This is a genomic window from Streptomyces flavochromogenes (genome assembly GCF_000717595.1).
Taxonomy (GTDB): Bacteria; Actinomycetota; Actinomycetes; order Streptomycetales; family Streptomycetaceae; genus Streptomyces; species Streptomyces flavochromogenes.
This window is the reverse complement of sequence record NZ_JNZO01000043.1, coordinates 1-19,863: the sequence shown is the minus strand read 5'-3', so window position 1 is coordinate 19,863 and position 19,863 is coordinate 1. Positions and strand designations below refer to the sequence as shown.

Annotated in this window: 15 protein-coding genes and 1 tRNA gene; 7 read left to right on the top strand and 9 right to left on the bottom strand. The window is 73.0% G+C overall.

Annotated elements, in window-relative coordinates:
- Window positions 1–49 precede the first annotated feature (49 nt).
- From IF00_RS0136755 to IF00_RS0136745, 3 genes are all read left to right on the top strand, one after another.
- A complete protein-coding gene (locus IF00_RS0136755) occupies window positions 50–2,890 on the top strand; it encodes an FtsX-like permease family protein (RefSeq protein WP_030325797.1) in 2,841 nt (946 codons plus the stop codon).
- Window positions 2,887–3,873 (top strand): ABC transporter ATP-binding protein, encoded by a 987-nt coding sequence (locus IF00_RS0136750; protein ID WP_030325795.1) that lies wholly within the window; start codon window positions 2,887–2,889, stop codon window positions 3,871–3,873. The genes IF00_RS0136755 and IF00_RS0136750 overlap by 4 nt, the downstream gene beginning before the upstream one ends.
- A 159-nt stretch (window positions 3,874–4,032) precedes the next feature.
- A complete protein-coding gene (locus IF00_RS0136745) occupies window positions 4,033–4,626 on the top strand; it encodes a hypothetical protein (protein ID WP_030325792.1) in 594 nt (197 codons plus the stop codon).
- 153 nt (window positions 4,627–4,779) lie between these two features.
- Here IF00_RS0136745 and IF00_RS0136740 read toward each other — a convergent pair whose 3' ends face one another.
- From IF00_RS0136740 to IF00_RS0136710, 7 genes are all read right to left on the bottom strand, one after another.
- Window positions 4,780–5,454: a DUF8185 domain-containing protein gene (locus IF00_RS0136740; RefSeq protein ID WP_030325790.1), complete on the bottom strand. Its 675-nt coding sequence runs from the start codon at window positions 5,452–5,454 to the stop codon at window positions 4,780–4,782.
- On the bottom strand, window positions 5,451–5,873 hold the full coding sequence (locus IF00_RS0136735; RefSeq protein WP_030325789.1) for an acyl-CoA thioesterase: 423 nt from the start codon (window positions 5,871–5,873) through the stop codon (window positions 5,451–5,453). The genes IF00_RS0136740 and IF00_RS0136735 overlap by 4 nt, the downstream gene beginning before the upstream one ends.
- 2 nt (window positions 5,874–5,875) lie before the next feature.
- Window positions 5,876–7,540: an energy-dependent translational throttle protein EttA gene (gene ettA / locus IF00_RS0136730; protein ID WP_030325788.1), complete on the bottom strand. Its 1,665-nt coding sequence runs from the start codon at window positions 7,538–7,540 to the stop codon at window positions 5,876–5,878.
- Between the two features lie 296 nt (window positions 7,541–7,836).
- On the bottom strand, window positions 7,837–9,270 hold the full coding sequence (locus tag IF00_RS0136725) for a Cys-Gln thioester bond-forming surface protein (protein ID WP_030325786.1): 1,434 nt from the start codon (window positions 9,268–9,270) through the stop codon (window positions 7,837–7,839).
- Window positions 9,271–9,496: 226 nt separating this feature from the next.
- Window positions 9,497–10,057, bottom strand: coding sequence for a single-stranded DNA-binding protein (locus tag IF00_RS41825; protein WP_037639987.1), 561 nt, complete (start codon window positions 10,055–10,057; stop codon window positions 9,497–9,499).
- A 240-nt stretch (window positions 10,058–10,297) separates the two neighbouring features.
- Entirely contained in the window at window positions 10,298–12,193 is a 1,896-nt protein-coding gene (locus IF00_RS0136715) for a GTP-binding protein (RefSeq protein WP_078944998.1), read from the bottom strand.
- A 1-nt stretch (window position 12,194) separates the two neighbouring features.
- Complete coding sequence (locus IF00_RS0136710; protein WP_030325780.1) at window positions 12,195–13,805, bottom strand: dynamin family protein; 1,611 nt, start codon at window positions 13,803–13,805, stop codon at window positions 12,195–12,197.
- Between the two features lie 302 nt (window positions 13,806–14,107).
- On the opposite strand from IF00_RS0136710, the gene IF00_RS0136705 reads away from it, so the two are divergent.
- A tRNA-Arg gene (locus IF00_RS0136705) sits at window positions 14,108–14,180 on the top strand.
- Window positions 14,181–14,365: 185 nt separating this feature from the next.
- Window positions 14,366–15,400, top strand: coding sequence for a sigma-70 family RNA polymerase sigma factor (locus IF00_RS0136700; RefSeq protein ID WP_078944997.1), 1,035 nt, complete (start codon window positions 14,366–14,368; stop codon window positions 15,398–15,400).
- A 105-nt stretch (window positions 15,401–15,505) separates the two neighbouring features.
- Here the strand turns inward: IF00_RS0136700 and IF00_RS0136695 are convergent, their stop codons facing one another.
- Together IF00_RS0136695 and IF00_RS0136690 are read right to left on the bottom strand one after the other, a co-directional pair.
- Entirely contained in the window at window positions 15,506–15,949 is a 444-nt protein-coding gene (locus IF00_RS0136695; protein WP_030325777.1) for a pyridoxamine 5'-phosphate oxidase family protein, read from the bottom strand.
- 169 nt (window positions 15,950–16,118) lie between these two features.
- A complete protein-coding gene (locus IF00_RS0136690) occupies window positions 16,119–17,102 on the bottom strand; it encodes a GNAT family N-acetyltransferase (RefSeq protein WP_030325773.1) in 984 nt (327 codons plus the stop codon).
- A 249-nt stretch (window positions 17,103–17,351) separates the two neighbouring features.
- On the opposite strand from IF00_RS0136690, the gene IF00_RS0136685 reads away from it, so the two are divergent.
- Window positions 17,352–17,966: a hypothetical protein gene (locus IF00_RS0136685; RefSeq protein ID WP_245234729.1), complete on the top strand. Its 615-nt coding sequence runs from the start codon at window positions 17,352–17,354 to the stop codon at window positions 17,964–17,966.
- A gap of 120 nt (window positions 17,967–18,086) precedes the next feature.
- On the top strand, window positions 18,087–19,346 hold the full coding sequence (locus IF00_RS0136680; RefSeq protein WP_030325769.1) for an MFS transporter: 1,260 nt from the start codon (window positions 18,087–18,089) through the stop codon (window positions 19,344–19,346).
- The last annotated feature ends 517 nt before the right edge of the window (window positions 19,347–19,863 follow it).

Here is a 19,863-nt window from a genome sequence, read left to right as displayed (position 1 = left end):
CCGGAAGAAGACCCCCGACACACCCGCCGTACGCAGGAAGGCACCCGACATGTCCCGGTCCCGGTCGCCCCGGTCGTCCCGGTCGTCCCGGTCCGAGAAGCCTGCCCGTGCCGTCGCCCCCTGGGTGCGGACCCGGCTGCGGACCGCGCCCTGGGCCGCCGCCTCCCTCGCCGCCCTCGTCCTCGTCACCGGCTACCTCGCGGCCGCCCTGCCACGCGCCATGGACGCGTACGAGACCGAAGGCCTGCGGCACGACATCCGGACCGCCGCACCCCGCAACAGCGTCCTCGAAGTGACCGCCGAGCCGCCGGGACTCGAACTCGACCTGCCCGTGCGCGAGGCGGGCCTGGCCCCCGCCGTGCTCCTGAAACAGCGCGACGCGACGCGCGCCCTGCTGCCCGAGCCGCTGCGGACCGACCCCGAGCAGACCGTCCACGGCCTGCGCACGGTCAAGCGGGTCGACGGGCTCGACCCGTGGCTCCCCCGGCCGGACGGCATCTCCCCCGAGTTCGTCCTCTCCTCCCCGTCCGGCCTGACGGAACACACCACGCTGCGCGCGGGCCGCCTCCCCGCGGGCACGGCCCGTGCTCCGGAAGCGGCGGTGACCGTGAAGACCGCCGAGGCGCTGCGCCTGAAGCCCGGCTCCGTCGTGCACGTGCCGGGCCGGGTCAGCGCGGAACCGATCGCCCTGACCATCACCGGGATCGTGGAGCCGCGCCACCCCGAGGGCCCGTACTGGGCGGTCGAGCCGCTGCTCCGCACCCCGGCCCTCGCCCCCCTGGTCGGCGACGAGATCAAGTACTACTGGCAGGGAGCGCTGCTGCTCTCCCCCACCTCGGCGCCCGCCATGCTCTCCACCACCGGTGAGCCGGAGGTCTTCTTCCGGTACATGCCCACCGTCTCGCATCTCACCGGACGGGACACCGACCGGCTGGGCGCGGCGCTCGACTCGGCGGCCGGCGGCCCCGATCTGGTCAGGATGCGCGAGGTCGTGGGACCCACCGGTGCACTGACCACCGAACTCGACTCGATCGTCGACTCGTACGGTTCGATGCGCGAGGCGATCAACCCGGTCGTGGCCGTCGCCGTCTTCGGGATCGGCGCGGTCGCGGCGGTCGTCCTCGCCATGACCGGCGGCCTCTTCGTCGCCCGCCGGGACAGCGAACTGGCCCTGATCCGCTCCCGGGGCGCCTCGCTCACCGGAATCGGGCTGCGACTGCTCGGCGAGACCTCGGCGGTCGCCGTACCGGCCGCGGCGCTCGCGCTGGGGCTCGCGGTGGTGACGGTACGGGGCCGGGACGGCGGGTCCGCGGGCGCGTTCGGTGGAATCCCGCTGCTCCCCTCGGTCCTCGCGGCCTCCGGCGTCGCCCTCGTCGCGATGCTGGTCCTGCCGCTGCGGGCCGTCGTCGTGCACCGGCGCCCGCGGCTGCACGGCGGTCGCGACGACCTGCTCACCGCCCGCCCCTCCCGGCGCCGTACGGTCCTCGAAATCACCCTGCTCGTCCTGGCCGTGGGCGCGGTCGCCTCGCTGCGGCTCCGGGGAACCGGAGACTCCGGGGACCATCTGGTGAGCGCCGCACCGGTGCTCGTCGGCCTGATCGCCGCCATGGTGCTCGTACGGATCTATCCGCTGCCCCTGCGGTGGGCGGCCCGTCCGGCCCGTCGGCTGCGCGGGGCCGTCGGGCCGCTGGCCCTGGCCCGCGCCGGACGCACGTCCTCGGCGGGCACCCTGCCCCTGCTCGCGCTCGTCCTCGCCCTGACCACGGCCGCCTTCGGCGGCTCCGTCCTGGCCGGCGTCGCCGACGCCCGCGACCGGGCCTCGCTCCTCGCGACCGGCGCGGACGCCCGGATCGACGGCTCGGTCGAGTGGACCCCGGTGCCGGCCGGCCTCACCGAGGCGGTGCGCGGGACGGCGGGCGTACAGGACGTGGCGCCGCTGCAGGTCGAGTACGGGGTGTCGCTGCCCTCCCCCCGGAGCACCACCGCCCAGCCGATGAGCTCGGCGCTCGTGGGCGTCGAGCCCGACTCGTACACCCGGCTCGCGCAGCGGACCGGCTTCGGCCCGTTCCCCGCGGCGCTGCTCGCATCGACGGGCAAGGGCGGCAAGGAGGCCGCGGCGGACACGGAGCGGGTGCTGCCCGCGATCGCCTCGCCCTCGGTCGCCCAGCGGCTCGGCAGCACGCCGCAGGAGATCGTGTCGGCGGCCGGGGTGTTCCGGGTGAAGGTCGTCGCCGTCCGGTCGAACACCCCCGCCCTGCAGGGTGCCGACTTCCTCGTGGTCAACGCCGTCGACCTCACCCACCGGACGAACACGGCCCTGCTTGTCACGGGCCCGAAGGACGGGGCCGCGCTGCGGGCGGCGGTGAAGGCCGAGTCCGACGCGCTCCTGGTGTCGATGCGGACCGAGGAACGGGCCGGCTATGTGGACTCGCCGCTCCAGTCGGGCGCCGAGCGGATGTACCTGGGCGCGATCGGCGCGGGCGCCGCGTTCGCCGTGGTGGCCGTGCTGCTCTCGCTGATGCAGAACGCGCCGGAGCGGACCACGCTCCTCGCGCGGCTGCGGACGATGGGCCTGACCCGCAGGCAGGGCCGGCGGCTGCTCGGTCTCGAGGCGCTGCCGCAGGCGGTCCTCGCGGCGATCGGCGGCACGCTCGTCGGCTGGGCGACGGTGCCGCTGCTCGCCCCCGGCATCGACCTGTTCCGGCTCGCGCTCGCGACGACACCGGGGTTCGCCCCGCTGGACAGCGCGCCGCTGCGGGCCGACCCGTGGTCCCTGGTGGTACCGGCGGTCGCGGTCGTCCTGATCACGGCGATGGCGGCGGCCGGACAGGCCTGGTGGGCGGGCCGCAAGGGCTCGATCAAGGAACTCAGGGCAGGAGACGCACGATGACGAAGACCGACACGTCGATCCGGGCCGGCGCGGCCGGGTCCGCCTCCGACCCCACCACCCTGGAGGAGCTGGAGCGGAAGGCGACCGCGCGGCGCGACCGGCCCTCGTACGGCCATGACGCGCTCATCGCCTGCGACCGCCTCGTCCGGATCTTCACCACGGACGGGGTGGAGGTGCAGGCCCTCCAGGGGCTCGATCTCCTCGTGAAGGAGGGCGAGTTGATGGCTCTGGTCGGCGCCTCGGGCTCCGGCAAGTCGACGCTCATGAACATCCTCGCGGGCCTGGACGTGCCGACCGCCGGCGCGGCCCGGGTCGCCGGGGCCGATCTGCTCGCAATGGACGGCAAGGCGCGACTGCGCTACCGCCGCGAGGTCGTCGGCTTCGTCTGGCAGCAGACCGCCCGCAACCTGCTTCCCTATCTGACGGCCGCCCAGAACGTCGCACTGCCCATGCAGTTGAAGGGTCGCGCGAAGCACAAGGCGGAGCGCGCCGAGGAACTCCTCGCCCTGCTGGGCATCGCGGACGCCCGCGACCGGCGGCCCCACCAGCTCTCCGGCGGCCAGCAGCAGCGGGTGGCGATCGCTGTCGCCCTGGCCAACAACCCGGCCGTGCTCCTCGCCGACGAGCCGACGGGCGAGCTGGACTCGGCCACCGGCGAGCAGGTCTTCGCGGCCTTCCGCCGCGCCAACGAGGAGCTGGGCACGACGATCGTGATCGTCACCCACGACCAGGCGGTCGCCTCCGAGGTCCGCCGCACGGTCGCCATCCGCGACGGCCGCACCTCATCCGAGGTCCTGCGCCGCACGGAGGTCGACGAGCAGGGCAAGGAGTCCCTGGTGGCCCGGGAGTACGCGATGCTCGACCGCGCGGGCCGGCTCCAGCTCCCGGCGGACTACACGCAGGCGCTCGGCATGGAGCACCGGGTGGCCCTGGAACTGGAGCAGGACCACATCGGGGTGTGGCCGGACGACGCGGAGGGCTGAGCAACCGCGAGGGGCCGCCGGACGTCCCACCCTGCGGGGGTGATGTTCATGTCATCTACGGGTGCCGGGAGTCCGTCGGGGACGGGGAGCTCGTCGGGCGCGCGGAGAAGGGCGAGCGCGGGGCCCTGGCCGGCCACGCTCCTGCCCCTGTTCTGCGCGGTGGCCGTCTACGCCTGGTCGGCCTGGTCCTTCGGGAGCGCCTCGGCGCCGTCCACCACGGTCGCGGTCTCGGTCGGCGGGGCGGCTGTCCTCGTCTCGGCCGTGGCCTACTACCTGCTCGTCGACGGGGTCATGGGCCTCTGGGGCGCGCTTGCGCTGGTCGGCGCGCTGCTGCTCACCGTGGCCACCGCCGACCAGTGGGCCTCGCGCGGGGCGGTCGCGGACTGCGTCGTGGTGAAGGTCCACGAGGAGAGGCACGTATCGGTCGGCGAGGGCGGCGGCGAGCGGACCGTGTACCGCCACACCCTGCGCTGCCCGGGCGGCTATCCGTCGGCCCTGGCGGAGAACCGCCGGATCGCCCCGGACGGCGGGGAGGTACGGGTCGCCTACGACCCACGGCGACGGGTGGCACCGGCGGTGGAGGGCTCGTCTCCGCCCTGGGGCCAGGCGGTCTTCGCCGTACTGCTCCTCGCGGCCGCGACGGCGGGAGCGCGGAGGTTCAGCCGCGCGGGCCGACGGGAGCGAGAGGCCCGCTCGGGTCCATCAGGCCGGCCGCCGTCGGCCGGAAGCCGCACCGCTCGTGGAAGGCGGTGAGGTGGGGCTCGACGTCCACGTGCGGCCAGTGCGTGCCGCGCTGGGCCAGGACGGGACCGAGGTCGGTGTCCCGGTGCCCGGGCCGGGCGGCGTGGAAGAGGATGTCGGGCTCGTCGCCGGTGAGCGCCGCGTCGACCTCGACGACGAGCTCCGTCAGACGGGTGCGCCGGGGGTGACGGTCAGCGACATGGACACCGTACGGAGGGCGATCGAGCCGTACGGGGTGCGGAGCCGCAGCCAGGGACCGGAGGCGAAGAGGGCGACCGGGGCCTCGGTGTCCGCGGGCGGCAGGAAGCCCAGGGACTGCGCGGCGTGCACGGCCCGCAGCGGGAGCCCGGTGGGACCGAGGGTCCGGGACCAGATCTCGTGGCCGATCCGGTCGCGCTCGGCCCTGGTGCGCCGCTCCTCGGACAACTCCTCGTCCCGCGTACGGAATTCGGCGACGGCCGCGGCGACCGCGGCGCGCATCTCTGCGGCGCCCGGCAGCCCGGCGACCGGCTGCCAGCCGGCCCGGGGCGGGAGGACGCCGGTCCACGGCGGCCCGGTGACGGACTCCGGGACGACCGCCTTGCCCGCCGACTCCTCGATGCCTTCGAGGAGTTCACCGGCGGAGACGGTGACGTCGAGGTCGACGGCGTCGACCAGCCGGGCCGTACGGATCGCGAGCACCTCGAAGGACGGCGGCCGGCCGAAGACGGCCAGCGCCCCGCCGCCCGCCTGGATGCGGACGGCGGCGGCCCGGTCGTAGTGGACGAGCCGGGTCAGGAAGGCGGCGAGGGCCGCCGCCTCCCTGGCGTCGTCGAAGTGCAGCGGTGCGAGCACGGTCATGCTGCGGACGTCATCCCGTCGTCGACGTACTCCTGGAGGAACTCGCGCTCCTCCGCGGAGATCCTGCGCGGCCGCTGTGCCTCCAGGTCGAAGGGCACGACGACCGTGGACGCCCGGACGTACACGACGTCGGCGTCCTTGACCTCGTACGCGATCGTCAGCGACGCCGCGCCTATCTTCGTGACCCAGGACTCGATGGTCACCGGCTCGTGCCGGTGGACCAGCGGCCGCTTGTAGTCGATCTCGTGCCGGGCCACGACGGACCCGCCGGAGAACGAGGGGGAACCGTCCCCCGGTGCCAGCCGGAACATGAAGTCGATCCGCGCCTCTTCCAGGTACCGCAGGAAGACGACGTTGTTGACGTGCCCGAAGGCGTCCATGTCCGACCAGCGCAGGGGACAGCTGTAGATGTGGCGCACGTTCAGCCTCGGGTCAGCTTCTTGTACGTGGCGCGGTGCGGGCGGGCCGCGTCCGGGCCGAGACGCTCGACCTTGTTCTTCTCGTACGACTCGAAGTTGCCCTCGAACCAGAACCACTTCGACTCACCCTCGTACGCGAGGATGTGCGTCGCCACTCGGTCCAGGAACCAGCGGTCGTGGGAGATGACCACGGCCGCACCCGGGAACTCGAGCAGCGCGTTCTCCAGCGAGGAGAGGGTCTCGACGTCGAGGTCGTTGGTGGGCTCGTCGAGGAGCAGCAGGTTGCCGCCCTGCTTGAGGGTGAGCGCGAGGTTCAGACGGTTGCGCTCACCGCCGGAGAGCACACCGGCCGGCTTCTGCTGGTCCGGGCCCTTGAAGCCGAACGCGGAGACGTAGGCGCGGGAGGGCATCTCGACGTGGCCGACGTTGATGTAGTCGAGCTCGTCGGAGACGACGGCCCACAGCGTCTTCTTCGGGTCGATGTTGGCGCGGCTCTGGTCGACGTACGAGATCTTGACGGTGTCGCCGACCTTGACGGAGCCGGAGTCCGGGGTCTCCAGACCCTGGAGCATCTTGAAGAGCGTGGTCTTGCCGGCGCCGTTCGGGCCGATGACGCCGACGATGCCGTTACGCGGCAGGGTGAAGCTCAGGTCGTCGATGAGGACCTTGTCGCCGAAGGCCTTGGAGAGGTTCTCGACCTCGACGACGATGGAGCCCAGACGCGGGCCCGGCGGGATCTGGATCTCCTCGAAGTCCAGCTTCCGCATCTTGTCGGCCTCGGCCGCCATCTCCTCGTAGCGCGCGAGACGGGCCTTGGACTTGGCCTGACGCCCCTTGGCGTTCGACCGCACCCACTCGAGCTCCTCCTTCAGACGCTTCGCACGCTTGGCGTCCTTCTGGCCCTCGACCTTGAGGCGGGTGGCCTTGGTGTCGAGGTAGGTGGAGTAGTTGCCCTCGTACGGGTGGGCGCGACCGCGGTCGAGCTCAAGGATCCACTCGGCCACGTTGTCGAGGAAGTACCGGTCGTGGGTGACGGCGACGACGGTGCCGGGGTACTTGGCGAGGTGCTGCTCCAGCCAGTTCACCGACTCGGCGTCGAGGTGGTTGGTGGGCTCGTCGAGGAGGAGCAGGTCGGGCGCCTCGATGAGGAGCTTGCAGAGCGCGACGCGGCGCTTCTCGCCACCGGAGAGGTTGGTGACCGGCCAGTCGCTGGGCGGGCAGCCGAGGGCGTCCATGGCCTGCTCGAGCTGGGCGTCGAGGTCCCAGGCGTTGGCGTGGTCCAGGTCCTCCTGGAGCTTGCCCATCTCGTCCATGAGCGCGTCCGAGTAGTCGGTCGCCATCAGCTCGGCGACCTCGTTGAAGCGCTTCAGCTTCGCCATGACCTCGGCGGCGCCGTCCTGGACGTTCTCCAGGACGGTCTTGGTCTCGTCGAGCGGGGGCTCCTGGAGGAGCATGCCGACGGTGAAGCCGGGCGACAGGAACGCGTCACCGTTGGACGGCTGCTCGAGGCCAGCCATGATCTTGAGAACGGTGGACTTACCGGCACCGTTCGGGCCGACCACACCGATCTTCGCACCCGGCAGGAAGCTCAGCGTCACGTCATCGAGGATGACCTTGTCGCCGTGCGCCTTGCGCGTCTTGCGCATCGTGTAGATGTACTCAGCCAAGAGAAACCGTCCGGCAAGGAGTGAGTGGGCAGATACACCCATCTTGCCTGACCGGCGCCCCCGGGCGGAAACCGGTAAGCCGGGAGCGGGGCCCCGACGGGGGTCGCGCCGGGGCCCGGGACGGAGCCGTACCGGGCGGTAGGGGGCGGAAACGGAGCCCGGACGTGCGACGACCCCGGACGCTGACGCGTTCCGGGGTCGTGCGGTGATCACGGGGCGATCATGCTGTGACGCGGATCACTCCACGGGATCGGGTGGCTTCCCGGTGCCGGCGGGGCCGGCACCGGGGGCCCGGATCAGGCGCCGGCGGTCTTCTTCTTGCGGAGGAAGAACACCGCGCCGCCGCCGATCACGACGAGCGCGGCGGCGATGCCCGCGATCATCGGGGTGGCGTTGGAGCTGCCGGTCTCGGCGAGGTCGCCGCCACCGGTCGTGGTGGAGCCGGTGGTGCCGCCCGTGGTGTCACCGGTCGTGGGAGCGGTGGTCGACGGGGAGGGCTCGGTCGAGGGCTCCGTGGTGGGGGTCTCGGACGGCTTCGGGCCGGGGGTGGCCGTCTTGCAGTCCAGGACGCCCTCGAAGGTCTCCTCGAAGCCGTTCGGGCCGGTGATGGTGAACTTGTAGGCCTCGTCCTCGGCGAGCGGGACCGCGATGGTCTTCGTCTCACCGGCGGCGATCGTGTACGAGGTGCCCTTCAGGTCGAAGGTCCAGGCCTCGTCGCCCTTGTTGGAGGCGATGACCTCCAGGCCGCCCTTGGCGCAGTCCTTGGCGACCGTGACGGCCGGGACGGCACCCTTCTTCGCCCACGTGGCCGAGGCCTGGGCGTTGACGGTCGACTCGCTGGAGCCGGCCAGGATCAGGGTCTGGGACGGGCCGTCGATGGAGACGAACGCACGGCCCAGGGACACATTGGTGGTGGCCTCGGCGGTCAGACCGGCGGTGCCGTCGGCGGTGCCGGCGGCAACGTCGAAGTAGACCTGGTCGCCGTTCTTGGCCTCGGTGACGGGCTTGCCGTCCTTGTCCACGATCTTGACGCCGTCCGGGGTGCCCGGGGCGGTCGTCAGCTTGGCGATCTGGGCGTTGGTGGAGACGGTGATCGGGCCGATCCGGTCACCGGCCTTGCCCGCGACGGAGGACGGGGAGAGCGAGAGGGAGGCCTTCGGCTCCTCGAGCTTGACCGCGTCCTTCAGGAGCTGCTCGGTGAGCTTCTGGGCGTCGGGGCTCTTCGGCGTCGCCGTCACGTTGTCGGACAGGGTCCAGATGGCGGCCTGGGTGGCCGCGGCGGCCTCGTTCTTCGACAGGTCGACGTCGAGCTTCTTGCCGAGCTCCTCGGCGGAGAGCTTCGGGTAGCCGTTCTCGAGGATCCAGAGGATCTTTCCGGCGTTGTCGTTGTTGTGCAGGGAGGACTCGTCCCAGCCGACTTCCTTGTAGTCGAAGTCGTGCTTGGCCGGCGTCCGGAGGTCGATGCAGTAGGTCTGGAGGGTTCCCCCGCCCTCGACCTGCATCTTGAAGAGGCCGCCCTTGACGCCCCACTTCTCGCCGTTCTTCTCGGCGATCTCGACGTCGTCCCGGTCGGTCATCCCGCCGAGCTTCGCCGTCACACCGCCGGTGCCCGGGGCACCGTCGTCGGCCAGCGCCGGACCGGCGGTCGCTATCGCACCGGCCATGACAAGGCCGGAGACGAGGGCGGCTGCGGCGAGGCGGGCAGCGCCTCGTCCACGAACTGAATACATTGCTTTCCCCTCCGGGCGAGTCGCTCCACGAACCATCGTCAGATTCGCGTGGGGGGAGCGCACGCCAGCAGATCACAGACCCGATGGGCTCACGTGCCACATGAGTACCCGGGAATCCTAGGGATGCGGAACCCCCGGGTGCCCGGCCATACGGTCAGATAACCATTCCGAATCGGAATCGTTATCACGCAGGGCGAGTTGGTCGACAAATCGCCACAACACAAGGTCAGGACACGGTCACCAACCGCGTCGCCGACTCCGCCGCGGCCTCCTCCGCCGCCACCGCCCACGGGTCCCGGTCCGGCGCCGGACCGAACGCCGACACCATCTCCACCGCCCCCAACTGCGGTTCCGCCCCTGGCCCTGCCCCAGGTTCCGCTCCCGGACCGGCTCCTGGCCCGGCTCCTGGTTCCGAATCCGCCCTGAGCGGCCGTGCGGAACGCCGGAAGGCCGCCGTCCCACGGCTCAGATCGTGCCCCACGGCCAGCGCGGCCACGTCCACGAAGGTCTTGCGCTGCCCGTCCCGCTCGTCCTCACGGACCCTCAGCCGGCCGTGCACCACGAGCGGTTCCCCGACGGACACCGAGGCTGCCAGATTGGCCCCGAGGGAACGCCAGGCCGACACCGTGTAGAAGCTGGTGGGCCCGTCGGACCAGAGCCCCTTCTCACGGTCCCAGCGGCGCGCGGTCACCGCGAAGCGGAACCTCGCGACCCCGCCCGTCGCCGTGTCCCGGTACTCCACCGCCGTCGCCACGTTGCCGACGAGCGTCACCGTCGTGTCGTTCATGGTCCGTTCCCCCATCCTGCGTTCACGCTGCCGTCTCTTCACCGGTCGGACACCATCGTGGGGCCGCGGAGAAGATGCCGCCGGGGGCTGTGGACAAGGACAGGAATGTGGACGACTCCCCCACCCGGAAGAGGTACCGGAGGCGCTCTGAAAACGCTCCGGAGGTGTGCCGCGGGTGCTCCGGGGGCGTACCGAACGGGAAGGCCCCTGCCGAGAGGGCGCCCGCGGACGAGGGCGTCGCTACCTCCCCCGCACCCCCGTGCGCGTCGCGCCCAGCCGCCCCGTACCACCGCGCCCTGCACCGACGATCCGTGCCGACGGGCGCGTCCCCACCACCGTCGCGTACTGCTCGCGCACCTCGCGGTAGCGCATCAACTCCGCCGCCATCGGGTCGAGCACCCGGGCCCGGCCGCAGGCCGCCGTCGCCTCGCGCAGGCGGCGTTCGGCCTCCTGCCCGTACCGCCGCGCCGGGCCCTTGACGGCCCCCTCGCAGGCCCATTCGACGAGCGGCCCGCCGATGATGCCGCCGAGCATCACGAGGACCGGCGGAAGCAGTCCCGGCTCGACGACGCCGACGATCTGGCCCACCAGCCACAGCGCGCCGAAGATCTGCAGGAGCGTCATCACGGCCTGCGCGAGGACGGCCGCGGGCCACCAGGCGGGGCGGGGCGGCCGGGCCGCCGCGTCGCCGATGGTGACCGTGAGCTCGTCCAGTGCCTCGGGCAGCCCTTCCGCCCCGCGCGCCGCCGCCTCGCGCACGGCCTGCGCCCAGGGGGTCGGGAGACCGCGGGAGGCCTCGTCGGCGACGACCCGTACGGCCTGCTCCACGCGCTGGCGTGCCGTCAGTTCGTCCTCGACCGGCGTGGCGAGGTGCGGGTCGGTGGAGCCGTGCTCGCGGATCCGCTCGTACCAGCGGTAGAGGCGCAGCCAGGGGGTTCCGCAGGCGCGGATGGCACCGCGGCGCCAGACCCGTTCGGCGGCTTCGCCGGCGGCGTGGGCGCCGACGGCGACGGCGAGCCGGTCGGTGAAGGCGTCGCGGGCGCGTTCGTCGAGCCCGGACCGGCCGTCGCCGAGGTAGGCGGGGCGCAGCCGGGCCGCGGCGGCGTCGACGTCGGCGGCGAGCCGGCGCTCGGGGGCGGTACGTTCCTGGACGAATCCGGCGACCATCTCCCGCAGTTCGGGTACGCCCTCGCCGGTCAGGGCGGAGACGGCGAGGACGGTGGCGCCGGGCTCGCCGTGTTCGCCGAGCGCGACGCCGTCCTCGTCGAGGAGGCGGCGGAGGTCGTCGAGGACGAGGTCGGCGGCCTCCGTGCCGAGCCGGTCGATCTGGTTGAGGACGACGAAGGTGACCTCGGCGTGCCCGGCGAGCGGCCGGAGGTAGCGCTCGTGGAGGGCGGCGTCGGCGTACTTCTCGGGGTCGACGACCCAGATGACGGCGTCGACGAGACCGAGGACCCGGTCGACCTGGTCGCGGTGGGCGGTGACCGCCGAGTCGTGGTCGGGGAGGTCGATGAGGACGAGCCCCTGGAGCTCGGTGTCGGCGGCGCCGCCCGCGAGCGGCCGACGGCGCAGCCGGCTGGGGACCGCGAGCCGGTCGAGCAGCCCGGCGGCGCCCTCGGACCACGAGAGCGCCATGGGCGCGGAGGTGGTGGGGCGGCGGAGTCCGGTCTCGGACACGGGGACGCCGGCGAGGGCGTTGAAGAGCGTGGACTTGCCGCTGCCGGTGGCGCCGGCGATCGCGATCACGGTGTGCCGGGCGGAGAGCCGCTGCCGGGCGGCGGCTTCGTCCAGCACCCGCCCGGCCTCGGCGAGGGCCTCGCTCTCGACCCGTGTGCGGGAGAGCCCGACGAGTTCGTGGAGGGCGTCGAGGCGGGCGCGGAGGGGCCCGCCGTAACTCCCGCCGAGGGGCGGCAGGGTGTCGGGCTCCTGCGTGTCGTCCGCGCCGGGGGGCACGTCGGCGACCGCGGCGCCCCGCTCGGCGGCGCGGCGCGCGATCAGCCCGTCGTCCCAGCGGCCGGGTCGCTCTCGGTCACTGTCACCGCCGCCTGCCCCGGTACGGGTACCGGGGCGGGCGGCGGCGCCGCTTCCGCCCCTCTCGGCACGGGCTCCGGCGCGCGACTCGTCATCGTCCACCACGTCACTTCTCCTTCTGCAGTACGGAGAGCGCGGCGATCAGCTCCGCCTGCGGCTCGGGGGTCACGTCGAGCGCTTCGAGGGGCGCGAGGCGCCGGTCGCGTTCGGCGTGCAGGACACGGTCGACGTACGAGAGGACGAGTTCGCCGCCCTTGTCGCGCAGGCGCAGGGCGGCCTGGGCGCCGAGGAGTTCGGCCAGGCGCTCGCCCGCGGCCCGGGTGCGGCGCCCGCCGAGGAGGGCCGCGGCGAGGAGGGCGGCGACGGTGTCGGCCTCGGGGGCGGCCGTACGGGGGGCGGACGGGCGTTCGACGGTGCGCACCTCGTCCTCGGCGATCTCCTCCAGGACGCGGCGCCAGCGCCGTACCTCCACGCCGATCCGCTCGGCCGTGTCGCGGTCGCCGCCGGTCCGGGCGGGGCCGAGGGCCTCGGCGGCGGGTTCGCGGCGCCAGGCGTCGCGGACACGTTCCTCGGCGGCGGAGACGGCGCAGTGGAGGAGGGCGGCGAGGGACTCGGCGAGGGCGTCGAGCACCTCGTCGGCGGTGCTGTCGCGGGGGTAGGCGCGCCAGCGGGTGCGGGCGTCGCCGGCGAGGACGGCGCCGCGGCCGAGCTGTTCGCGTACCCGCTTGGCCTGTTCGCCGTAGGCGGCTTCGACGGCGCCGCCGAGGCGGACGGAGGCGGCGTACTGCGCGGCGACGGCGCCTGCCAGTTCGGGGAGCCGGGCGTCGAGGGAGTCGATGACGCCGGTGGCGGTCCGGTCGGCGGCCTGCTGACGGGCGGCGGGGTCCTCGGCCCGGTGGGCGAGCCAGCCGCGGAGGGCGGCGACGGCGGAGTCGGGGAGGAGGCCGCTGCCGCCGTCGGCGGATTCGGGGAGTTCGGGGATGGTGAAGCGGGGCACGTCGCCGAGACCGGCCTTGTCGAGGAGGGCCTCGTACTGGCGGGAGACCTCGCCGATGACCTGGTGGGGGACGCGGTCGAGGACGGTGACGAGGGTGGCGTCGTACTCCTTGGCGGTACGGAGGAGGTGCCAGGGCACGGCGTCGGCGTACCGCGAGGCGGTGGTGACCATCACCCAGATGTCGGCGGCGCAGATCAACTCGGAGGCGAGGAGCCGGTTCTCGACGACGAGGGAGTCGATGTCGGGCGCGTCGAGGAGGGCGAGGCCGCGGGGCATGGAGGAGGCGGTCTCGACGCGGAGCGCGTTCTCCTCGGGGGGCGGGGCGTCGTCGGCGTGGTCGTCGTCGGCCTGGGGCAGCCAGACGCGGGTGAGCTGCGGGAGGACCCGCATCCCGGCGAACCAGTGGTGGTCCTCGGGGTGGCAGACGAGCACGGGCGTGCGAGTGGTGGGCCGGAGCACACCGGACTCGCTGACGCGCCGCCCGACAAGGGAGTTGACGAGGGTGGACTTGCCGGCCCCGGTGGACCCGCCGACGACGGCGAGCAGCGGGGCGTCGGGATCTTTGAGCCGGGGCACCAGATAGTCGTCGAGCTGAGCGAGCAGCTCGGCCCGGGTCTGCCGGGCGCGTGGTGTGTCGGGGAGGGGGAGAGGAAGGCGCACGGCGGCGACACGGTCGCGCAGGGCGGAGAGTGCGTCGATCAGCTGAGGCCGTTCGTCCAAGGTCACCACATGCGAAGAATGCCCAATTTATGAGTGTTTTTGAAGCCTATTGCGGCCCTGCGCGCCGAAGAGAAGGGTGGTGACCGGAACCTCAGGCATAACGAGTGCACAACACCCGCCCCGAGCGGTGTGAAAAGCGCTGCGCGAATCGCACCTGCCTGCGATTATCGTTCCGCTTCACCGAACCTCCACATCGTGCCACGCAGGTGAAGCAACCGGGTCAAGGCGATCGGAGCCCTATCCTTGTCCCGGCGGGCCACACCCCACCCACAAGGGGCTCCTGGCCACACGGCCACCACCCGGCCCCCGTAGCTCAGTGGATAGAGCAGGTGCCTTCTAAGCACTTGGCCGCAGGTTCGAGTCCTGCCGGGGGCGCTCCGCGATCGACCCTCCTTCGGGAGGGTCTTTTTGCTGGTCAGGGGTGATTTCCAGCCGCCGGTCCAGGCGTCGGGAAGCGAGCCGAGGCGGCTTGAAATGGCCGGCTGCAACCGGCCGGCGGCGGGTTGGGCGGCCGATCGGCCCGGAAAAGGCCCGGAGTTCGGGCCGCCCGCCGGGGCTCTATGGTGGCGGTGACCGGGCGGAGGCTCGCTCGACTCGGAGCCGAAGGGGAGCGCGTGAGGGACGGCGCGGCTGACAGTGCGATGGACCGGCTCGAGGGGTACCGGCGAGAGCTGACCGGGTACTGCTACCGGATGCTGGGGTCGTACACCGAGGCCGAGGACGCCGTGCAGGAGACGCTGGTCCGGGCCTGGCGGAACATCGACCGGTTCGAAGGCCGCTCGTCGCTGCGCTCGTGGGTGTACCGCATCGCCACCAACGTCTGCCTGGACGCCCTCGCGTCCGGCCGGCGCCGAGCGTTGCCCATGGACCTGACCGGACCCAGCGACGGCGGCACCCCGCCGGCGTCCCCGGAGGACGCCGCACTCTGGGTGGAACCCTGCCCGAGCGGGGATCCGGAGTCGTCCGCGACGACGAGCGAGTCGATCCGGCTGGCGTTCGTCGCCGCGCTTCAGCACCTGCCGCCGAAGCAACGTGCCACGCTGGTCCTGCGGGACGTCCTGGGGTTCTCCGCCCGCGAGGTGGCCGATCTGCACGGTTCCTCGGTCGCCGCGGCCAACAGCGCCCTGCAGCGCGCCCGCACCACGCTGGCGGGTCGCCGCGGAGGGACGGACGGGGAGCGCCCGCAGCCGTCCGACAGCATCCTGCGCGTACTGGCCGAGCGGTACGCCACGGCGTTCTCCCGTTACGACATGGAGGAGCTGAACATGCTGCTCCACGTCGACGCCACCCTGTGCCTGCCCCCGTACGTGAAGTGGATGCGCGGGGTCCCCGACATCCAGGTGTGGCTGACCGGCCCGGCTGTCGGCTGCCGCGGCTCCCGCCTGATCCCGGTCATGGCGAACGGCGCCCCCGCCTTCGGCCAGTACCGGCCCCGCACGGACGGAGTCGGCTACACGCCCTGGGCGCTGCAGGTGATCGACTTCTCCGGTGACCGGATCACCGGCATCACGGCCTTCCGCGACACCGAGCGGCTCTTTCCGCTCTTCGGCCTGCCGGACCATCTGGACGAGGACGCCGGCGTACCCGCGAGGTGACCCTCCGGGACGTACTCCCCCCTCGCCCGCACCACCTCCCTTCGCCGGCGAGCGGGCGATACCGGCGGGCGCGCCTTCCGCGAGTCGGCGTGCGCGCCGGGCTCCTCAGTCCTGTGCGGGGACGTCCAGGGCGGTTCCGTACAGGCGGGAGACCTTGATCAGGATCACCACGCGCCGGTCCGGCAGCGGCTGCTCGCCGGGGCCCGCCCCGGCCGCCGGGTCCACGATCTCCGCCTCACCCTCCGCCACGGCGAACGACCAGACGTCCGGACCGCCGACGTGCAGCGAGGCGCGCGGGTCGCGCCGCAGCTGGCGGACCTTGAGGCGATCTGCCGTCGAGGAGACCCGCAGGACGCGCTCCTCGGCGTTCCAGTCGTAGAGGACGGTCGACAGGTGCGGGTGACCGGTGCTCCTGACGCTCGCGAGGACGCCGAACCGCTGCCCGCTCAGCAGCCGGGAGAGCTCCCCGTCCGTGAGCGCGCGAGGGGCCGGGCCGTCGTTCCGGGTGGTGCCGGCGGTGTCGGATTCGGTGGCGGCGTGCTCGCTCATGGACGGCCCATTTCGGTGATCGGGGTGGGTGCGGCGGCAAACATGCGCCCCCTCCCGGCCGTTGGCGCACACGAGGAACCGTAGCAGATAGTTTTGTTGCAGACTATCGGTCTCGGACCCGTATGCGGTTCCACCTGCGGCCCTGCCGGCCACACCCGGCGCGCAGGGGTCAGTCGGCGAGCAGGTCCAACTGGTATTCGTGCGTGCTGCGGTGGAAGCGGAAGCCCAGTCGGCGGTTCACCGCGATCATGTGGGTGTTGTCCTGTGCGTTGTCCGTCTCGATCTCCTCGATTCCGGGGTGCTCGGCACGGAGCCGGCGCACCATCTCCGCCTTGACCCACAGCCCGAGCCCGTGGCCGCGGTGGGCGGGCGCCACGACGGTGTCGTACTGCAGGGCCCGGTGGGTCTCCCCGGAGCGGATGACGATCTCGGTGTATCCGGCCATCTCGCCCTTGCCGAGCGCGGCGGTCGTCAGCAGCAGGTCACCGCGGTCGGCCAGTACTTCGGCCATCGCACGGACCCGGTCGACGGTCCAGGTCTGGCTGCCGTAGTCCATGTCCCCCATGGGCATGTCGTTCATCGCGTTCTTGACCGAGGCGAACGCCTCCGCGAGCTCGTCGGGAACCGTGCCGGTCCAGCTGACCAGTTCGTAGCCGGGGTGTTCGGCCTCGGCCTCGGCGTCGGCGATGTCGGCGTCCGCGACGTCGAGCAGCAGGTGGTCGAACGCCAGGACGCGCCGGAAGCCGCGGGCCGCGCCGAACGCGCCGGCCGGTCCCTCGCCGGGGGCGGCGGCCACCAGGCTGCGGCGCTCCTCGTCCCGTGCCGCTCGTACGACCGTGGCCAGCAGGTGCGAGCCCACTCCCGAGCGCCGCCGGTCCGGGGTGACGTGCAACTCCATCTCTGCCAGGTGCTGCTGACCGGGCGAGGTGAACAGCCGCAGTCCGGCCACACCGACCACCGCGCCGCCGGCGTCGGCGGCCAGCCACAGCAGTCGGCGGTTGTCCCGCCCGGTGACGGAGAGTTGGGCGTGGATCTGCTCGAACGTGGGCCCCTGCTCCTCGGGCAGATCGGCGGCGAGCGAGGCCTCCACGACCGCGTGCCATGCGGCGGCGTCCTCGGGCGAGACCTGAGCGAGGGGGACGACGTTGATCATGTGGAACGCATCGGTGGCGATGACTGTTTCTCCCGTTCATGTCCGTACGTGCGCGTGCACGCGGGTGCTTGAGCGCGTGCGCCGGGGGCCGGCTCACACGATCCGGCCCTGACTGTGCCATCGCTCGCGTTCGGGTCGCCGTGATTTTCCGGTCGGAGCCCAGCCGCCCGCCTCCGCTAGTGGATCTTGATACATTTCCGGTGCTTTCTGCTTCGTCGACGTACGTGCTGTGGCTCCCGGAGGGACGGAATGCGGTTCACGACCCCCGGCCCGGCGGCCGCTCCGGCCGAGCCGCCCTGGCGGGTTCTCGTCGTCGGGGGCGCGTCGGGCATGGGGAAGACCGGTGTCGGACGGGCACTGGCGCGGCGGTACGACGTCCCCGTCGTGGAGGTCGACGACATCGTGGAGGCGCTGCTCGCGGTGACGCGGCCCGAGCACCTGCCGGAGGTCCACTTCTGGCGCACCCACCCGGAGGAGGCCCGTCGGGCGCCCGAGTCGGTGGTCGAGCGGCAGATCGCCATCGCCGAGGCGCTGGCCCCGGCGATCGAGGCGGTGGTGGCCAACCATGTGGACACCGACACCCCGGTGATCCTGGAGGGGGACTACCTCCTGCCCCGAGTGGTGACACCCGGAGGGCCGGTCCGTGGCGTCTTCCTCCACGAGGACGACGAGGCGCGGGTGACGGCCGGCTACCTGAGCCGGGAGCCGGCGGCCGGGCCGCAGCGCCATCGCGCCCGCGTCAGCGTGCTGTACGGCCGTTGGCTCGCCGCGCGGGCACGGGAGGCCGGCGTGCCGGTCGTCGCTCCGCGCCCGTGGGAGGACCTGGCCGATCGTGTGGGGAGGCTGGGGGAATCGGCCGGGTAGGACTCCGTACGAGGGCTCCGTGCGCAGGACTTCGTGCGAGGAGCCAAGGACGACGGACTCCGCACAGCGGGGCTCCGCGCGGCCTGGGCGGCGTCCGGGACCGCTGCTAGCCTGCTGCTCATGATCAAGGGCAGTCCGGCCGGTCGAACAGCCCGCCTGGCCCGCGTGGCAGGGGCCGACAGGCCGGAGCGCGTGCTGATCGCCGCCAGTTTCGTCAACCGGGTCGGGAACGGTCTGTTCAACGCGGCGTCGGCGCTCTACTTCACCCTGATCGTGGGACTGTCCGCCGTGCAGGTCGGGTCCGCGCTCACCCTCGCCGGACTGGTCGGTCTCTTCGCAGGGATACCCGGGGGCCACCTCGCCGACCGGCGCGGCGCGCGCACGGTCATGATGCTGGCCCTCGCGGTCCAGGCGGTGTCGATGTCGGCTCTCGTGCTCGTCGAGAGCTGGACCGCGCTCACGGTCCTCGCGACGGTCGACCAGATCGCCGCTGCGGTCGGCGGGGCGGCCGCGGGCGCTCTGGTGGCCCGGGTCGGGACCGACCGGCCGGCGCTGTTCCGGGCGAAGCTGCGCACCTTCGTCAATCTGGGCGTCATCTTCGGAACGGTGGGTTCCGGGCTGGCGGTGGCGACGGACACCCGTGGCGCCTATGTCGCGCTGATCCTCGGCAACGCGGCGAGCTTCGCCCTGTGCGCCCTGCTTCTCCTCCTCCTGCCGAACTACCCGGTGCTGCCGCCACCACCGCGGGAGCGTCGCCGGCCGGCCTTCTCGGACGGCGCGTACCTGACGTTCACCGCCCTGTACGGGGCCATGGGGCTGCAGTACTCGGCGGTGTCCCTGCTCCTGCCGATCTGGATCTCCCAGCACACCGAGGCACCGCGCTGGACGGTGGCGGCGGTGTTCGCCGTCAACGCGGCCTTCTGCGTGCTCCTCCAGACTCGGATCGGGTCCCGTATCGAAACCCCGCAGGAAGGCGGCAGGGCGTTCCGCAACGCGGGCCTGCTCTTCCTCGTCAGCTGCCCGATGATGGCGCTGGCGGCGTACACGCCGGTCTGGGCGGCGGCGGGCCTGCTCGTCGCGGCGATCTTCGTCCACAGCCTCGGGGAGATCTGGGAGTCCTCGGCGGGCTTCGCCCTGGGCTTCGGCCTCGCGCCCGACCACGCCCAGGGCCAGTACCAAGGCCTCCTCGGCCTCGGCTTCACCGCGGGGCAGGCCCTGGCCCCCGCGATCCTCACCACGGTGGTGCTCGGCCTCGGCACGGCGGGCTGGCTGCTCCTCGCGGGGTTCTTCGCGGCCCTGGGCGCGGCCGGCCCCGCGGTCGCCCGCTGGGGCGTCCGGACCCGCCCGCAGCCGGCCGTGGCCATGGAAGCGGCGGGGTGACCGGGGACCAGCCGGACCAGGCGCCGTGTGCCGTCCGCCCGGGTGGGCGCCGGGCGCCGTGTGCCTTCCGCCCCGTGGGCGCTCCTGCCGTGGGTACCCGGGCGCCTCGCCGGGTGGGTACCCGGGCGCCTCGCCGGGTGGGTACCCCGGGCGTCTCGCCGCGGGACCCGGGCGTCTCCCCCATGAAGGCCCGGGAGTCTCGCCCGTGAAGGCCCGGGCGTCTCGCCGTGGGTGCCCCGGCGGGGAAGGTGGGTCATTCTTGGGGTATGGGTGCCGTACCTGGTGGGTCCCCGGGAAAGAGGCGGAGTCGCGGCCGAGGGTCACGCTCGGCTCTCGTCGGCGTGGTCGCCGCCGTCGTCGTGGGTTTCACCGCATCGGCCGGCTGCGCGGGCGTTGACGGTGCCCCCGGCGATCACGGTGCCAGTACGTCCACCGGCGCGCCGGGTCCCGTGTCGCTCGTTCCCCCGGTCGCAGCCCCCTCCCCGACGCCCTCGGCCGCCTCCCCCGCCCCCTCGGC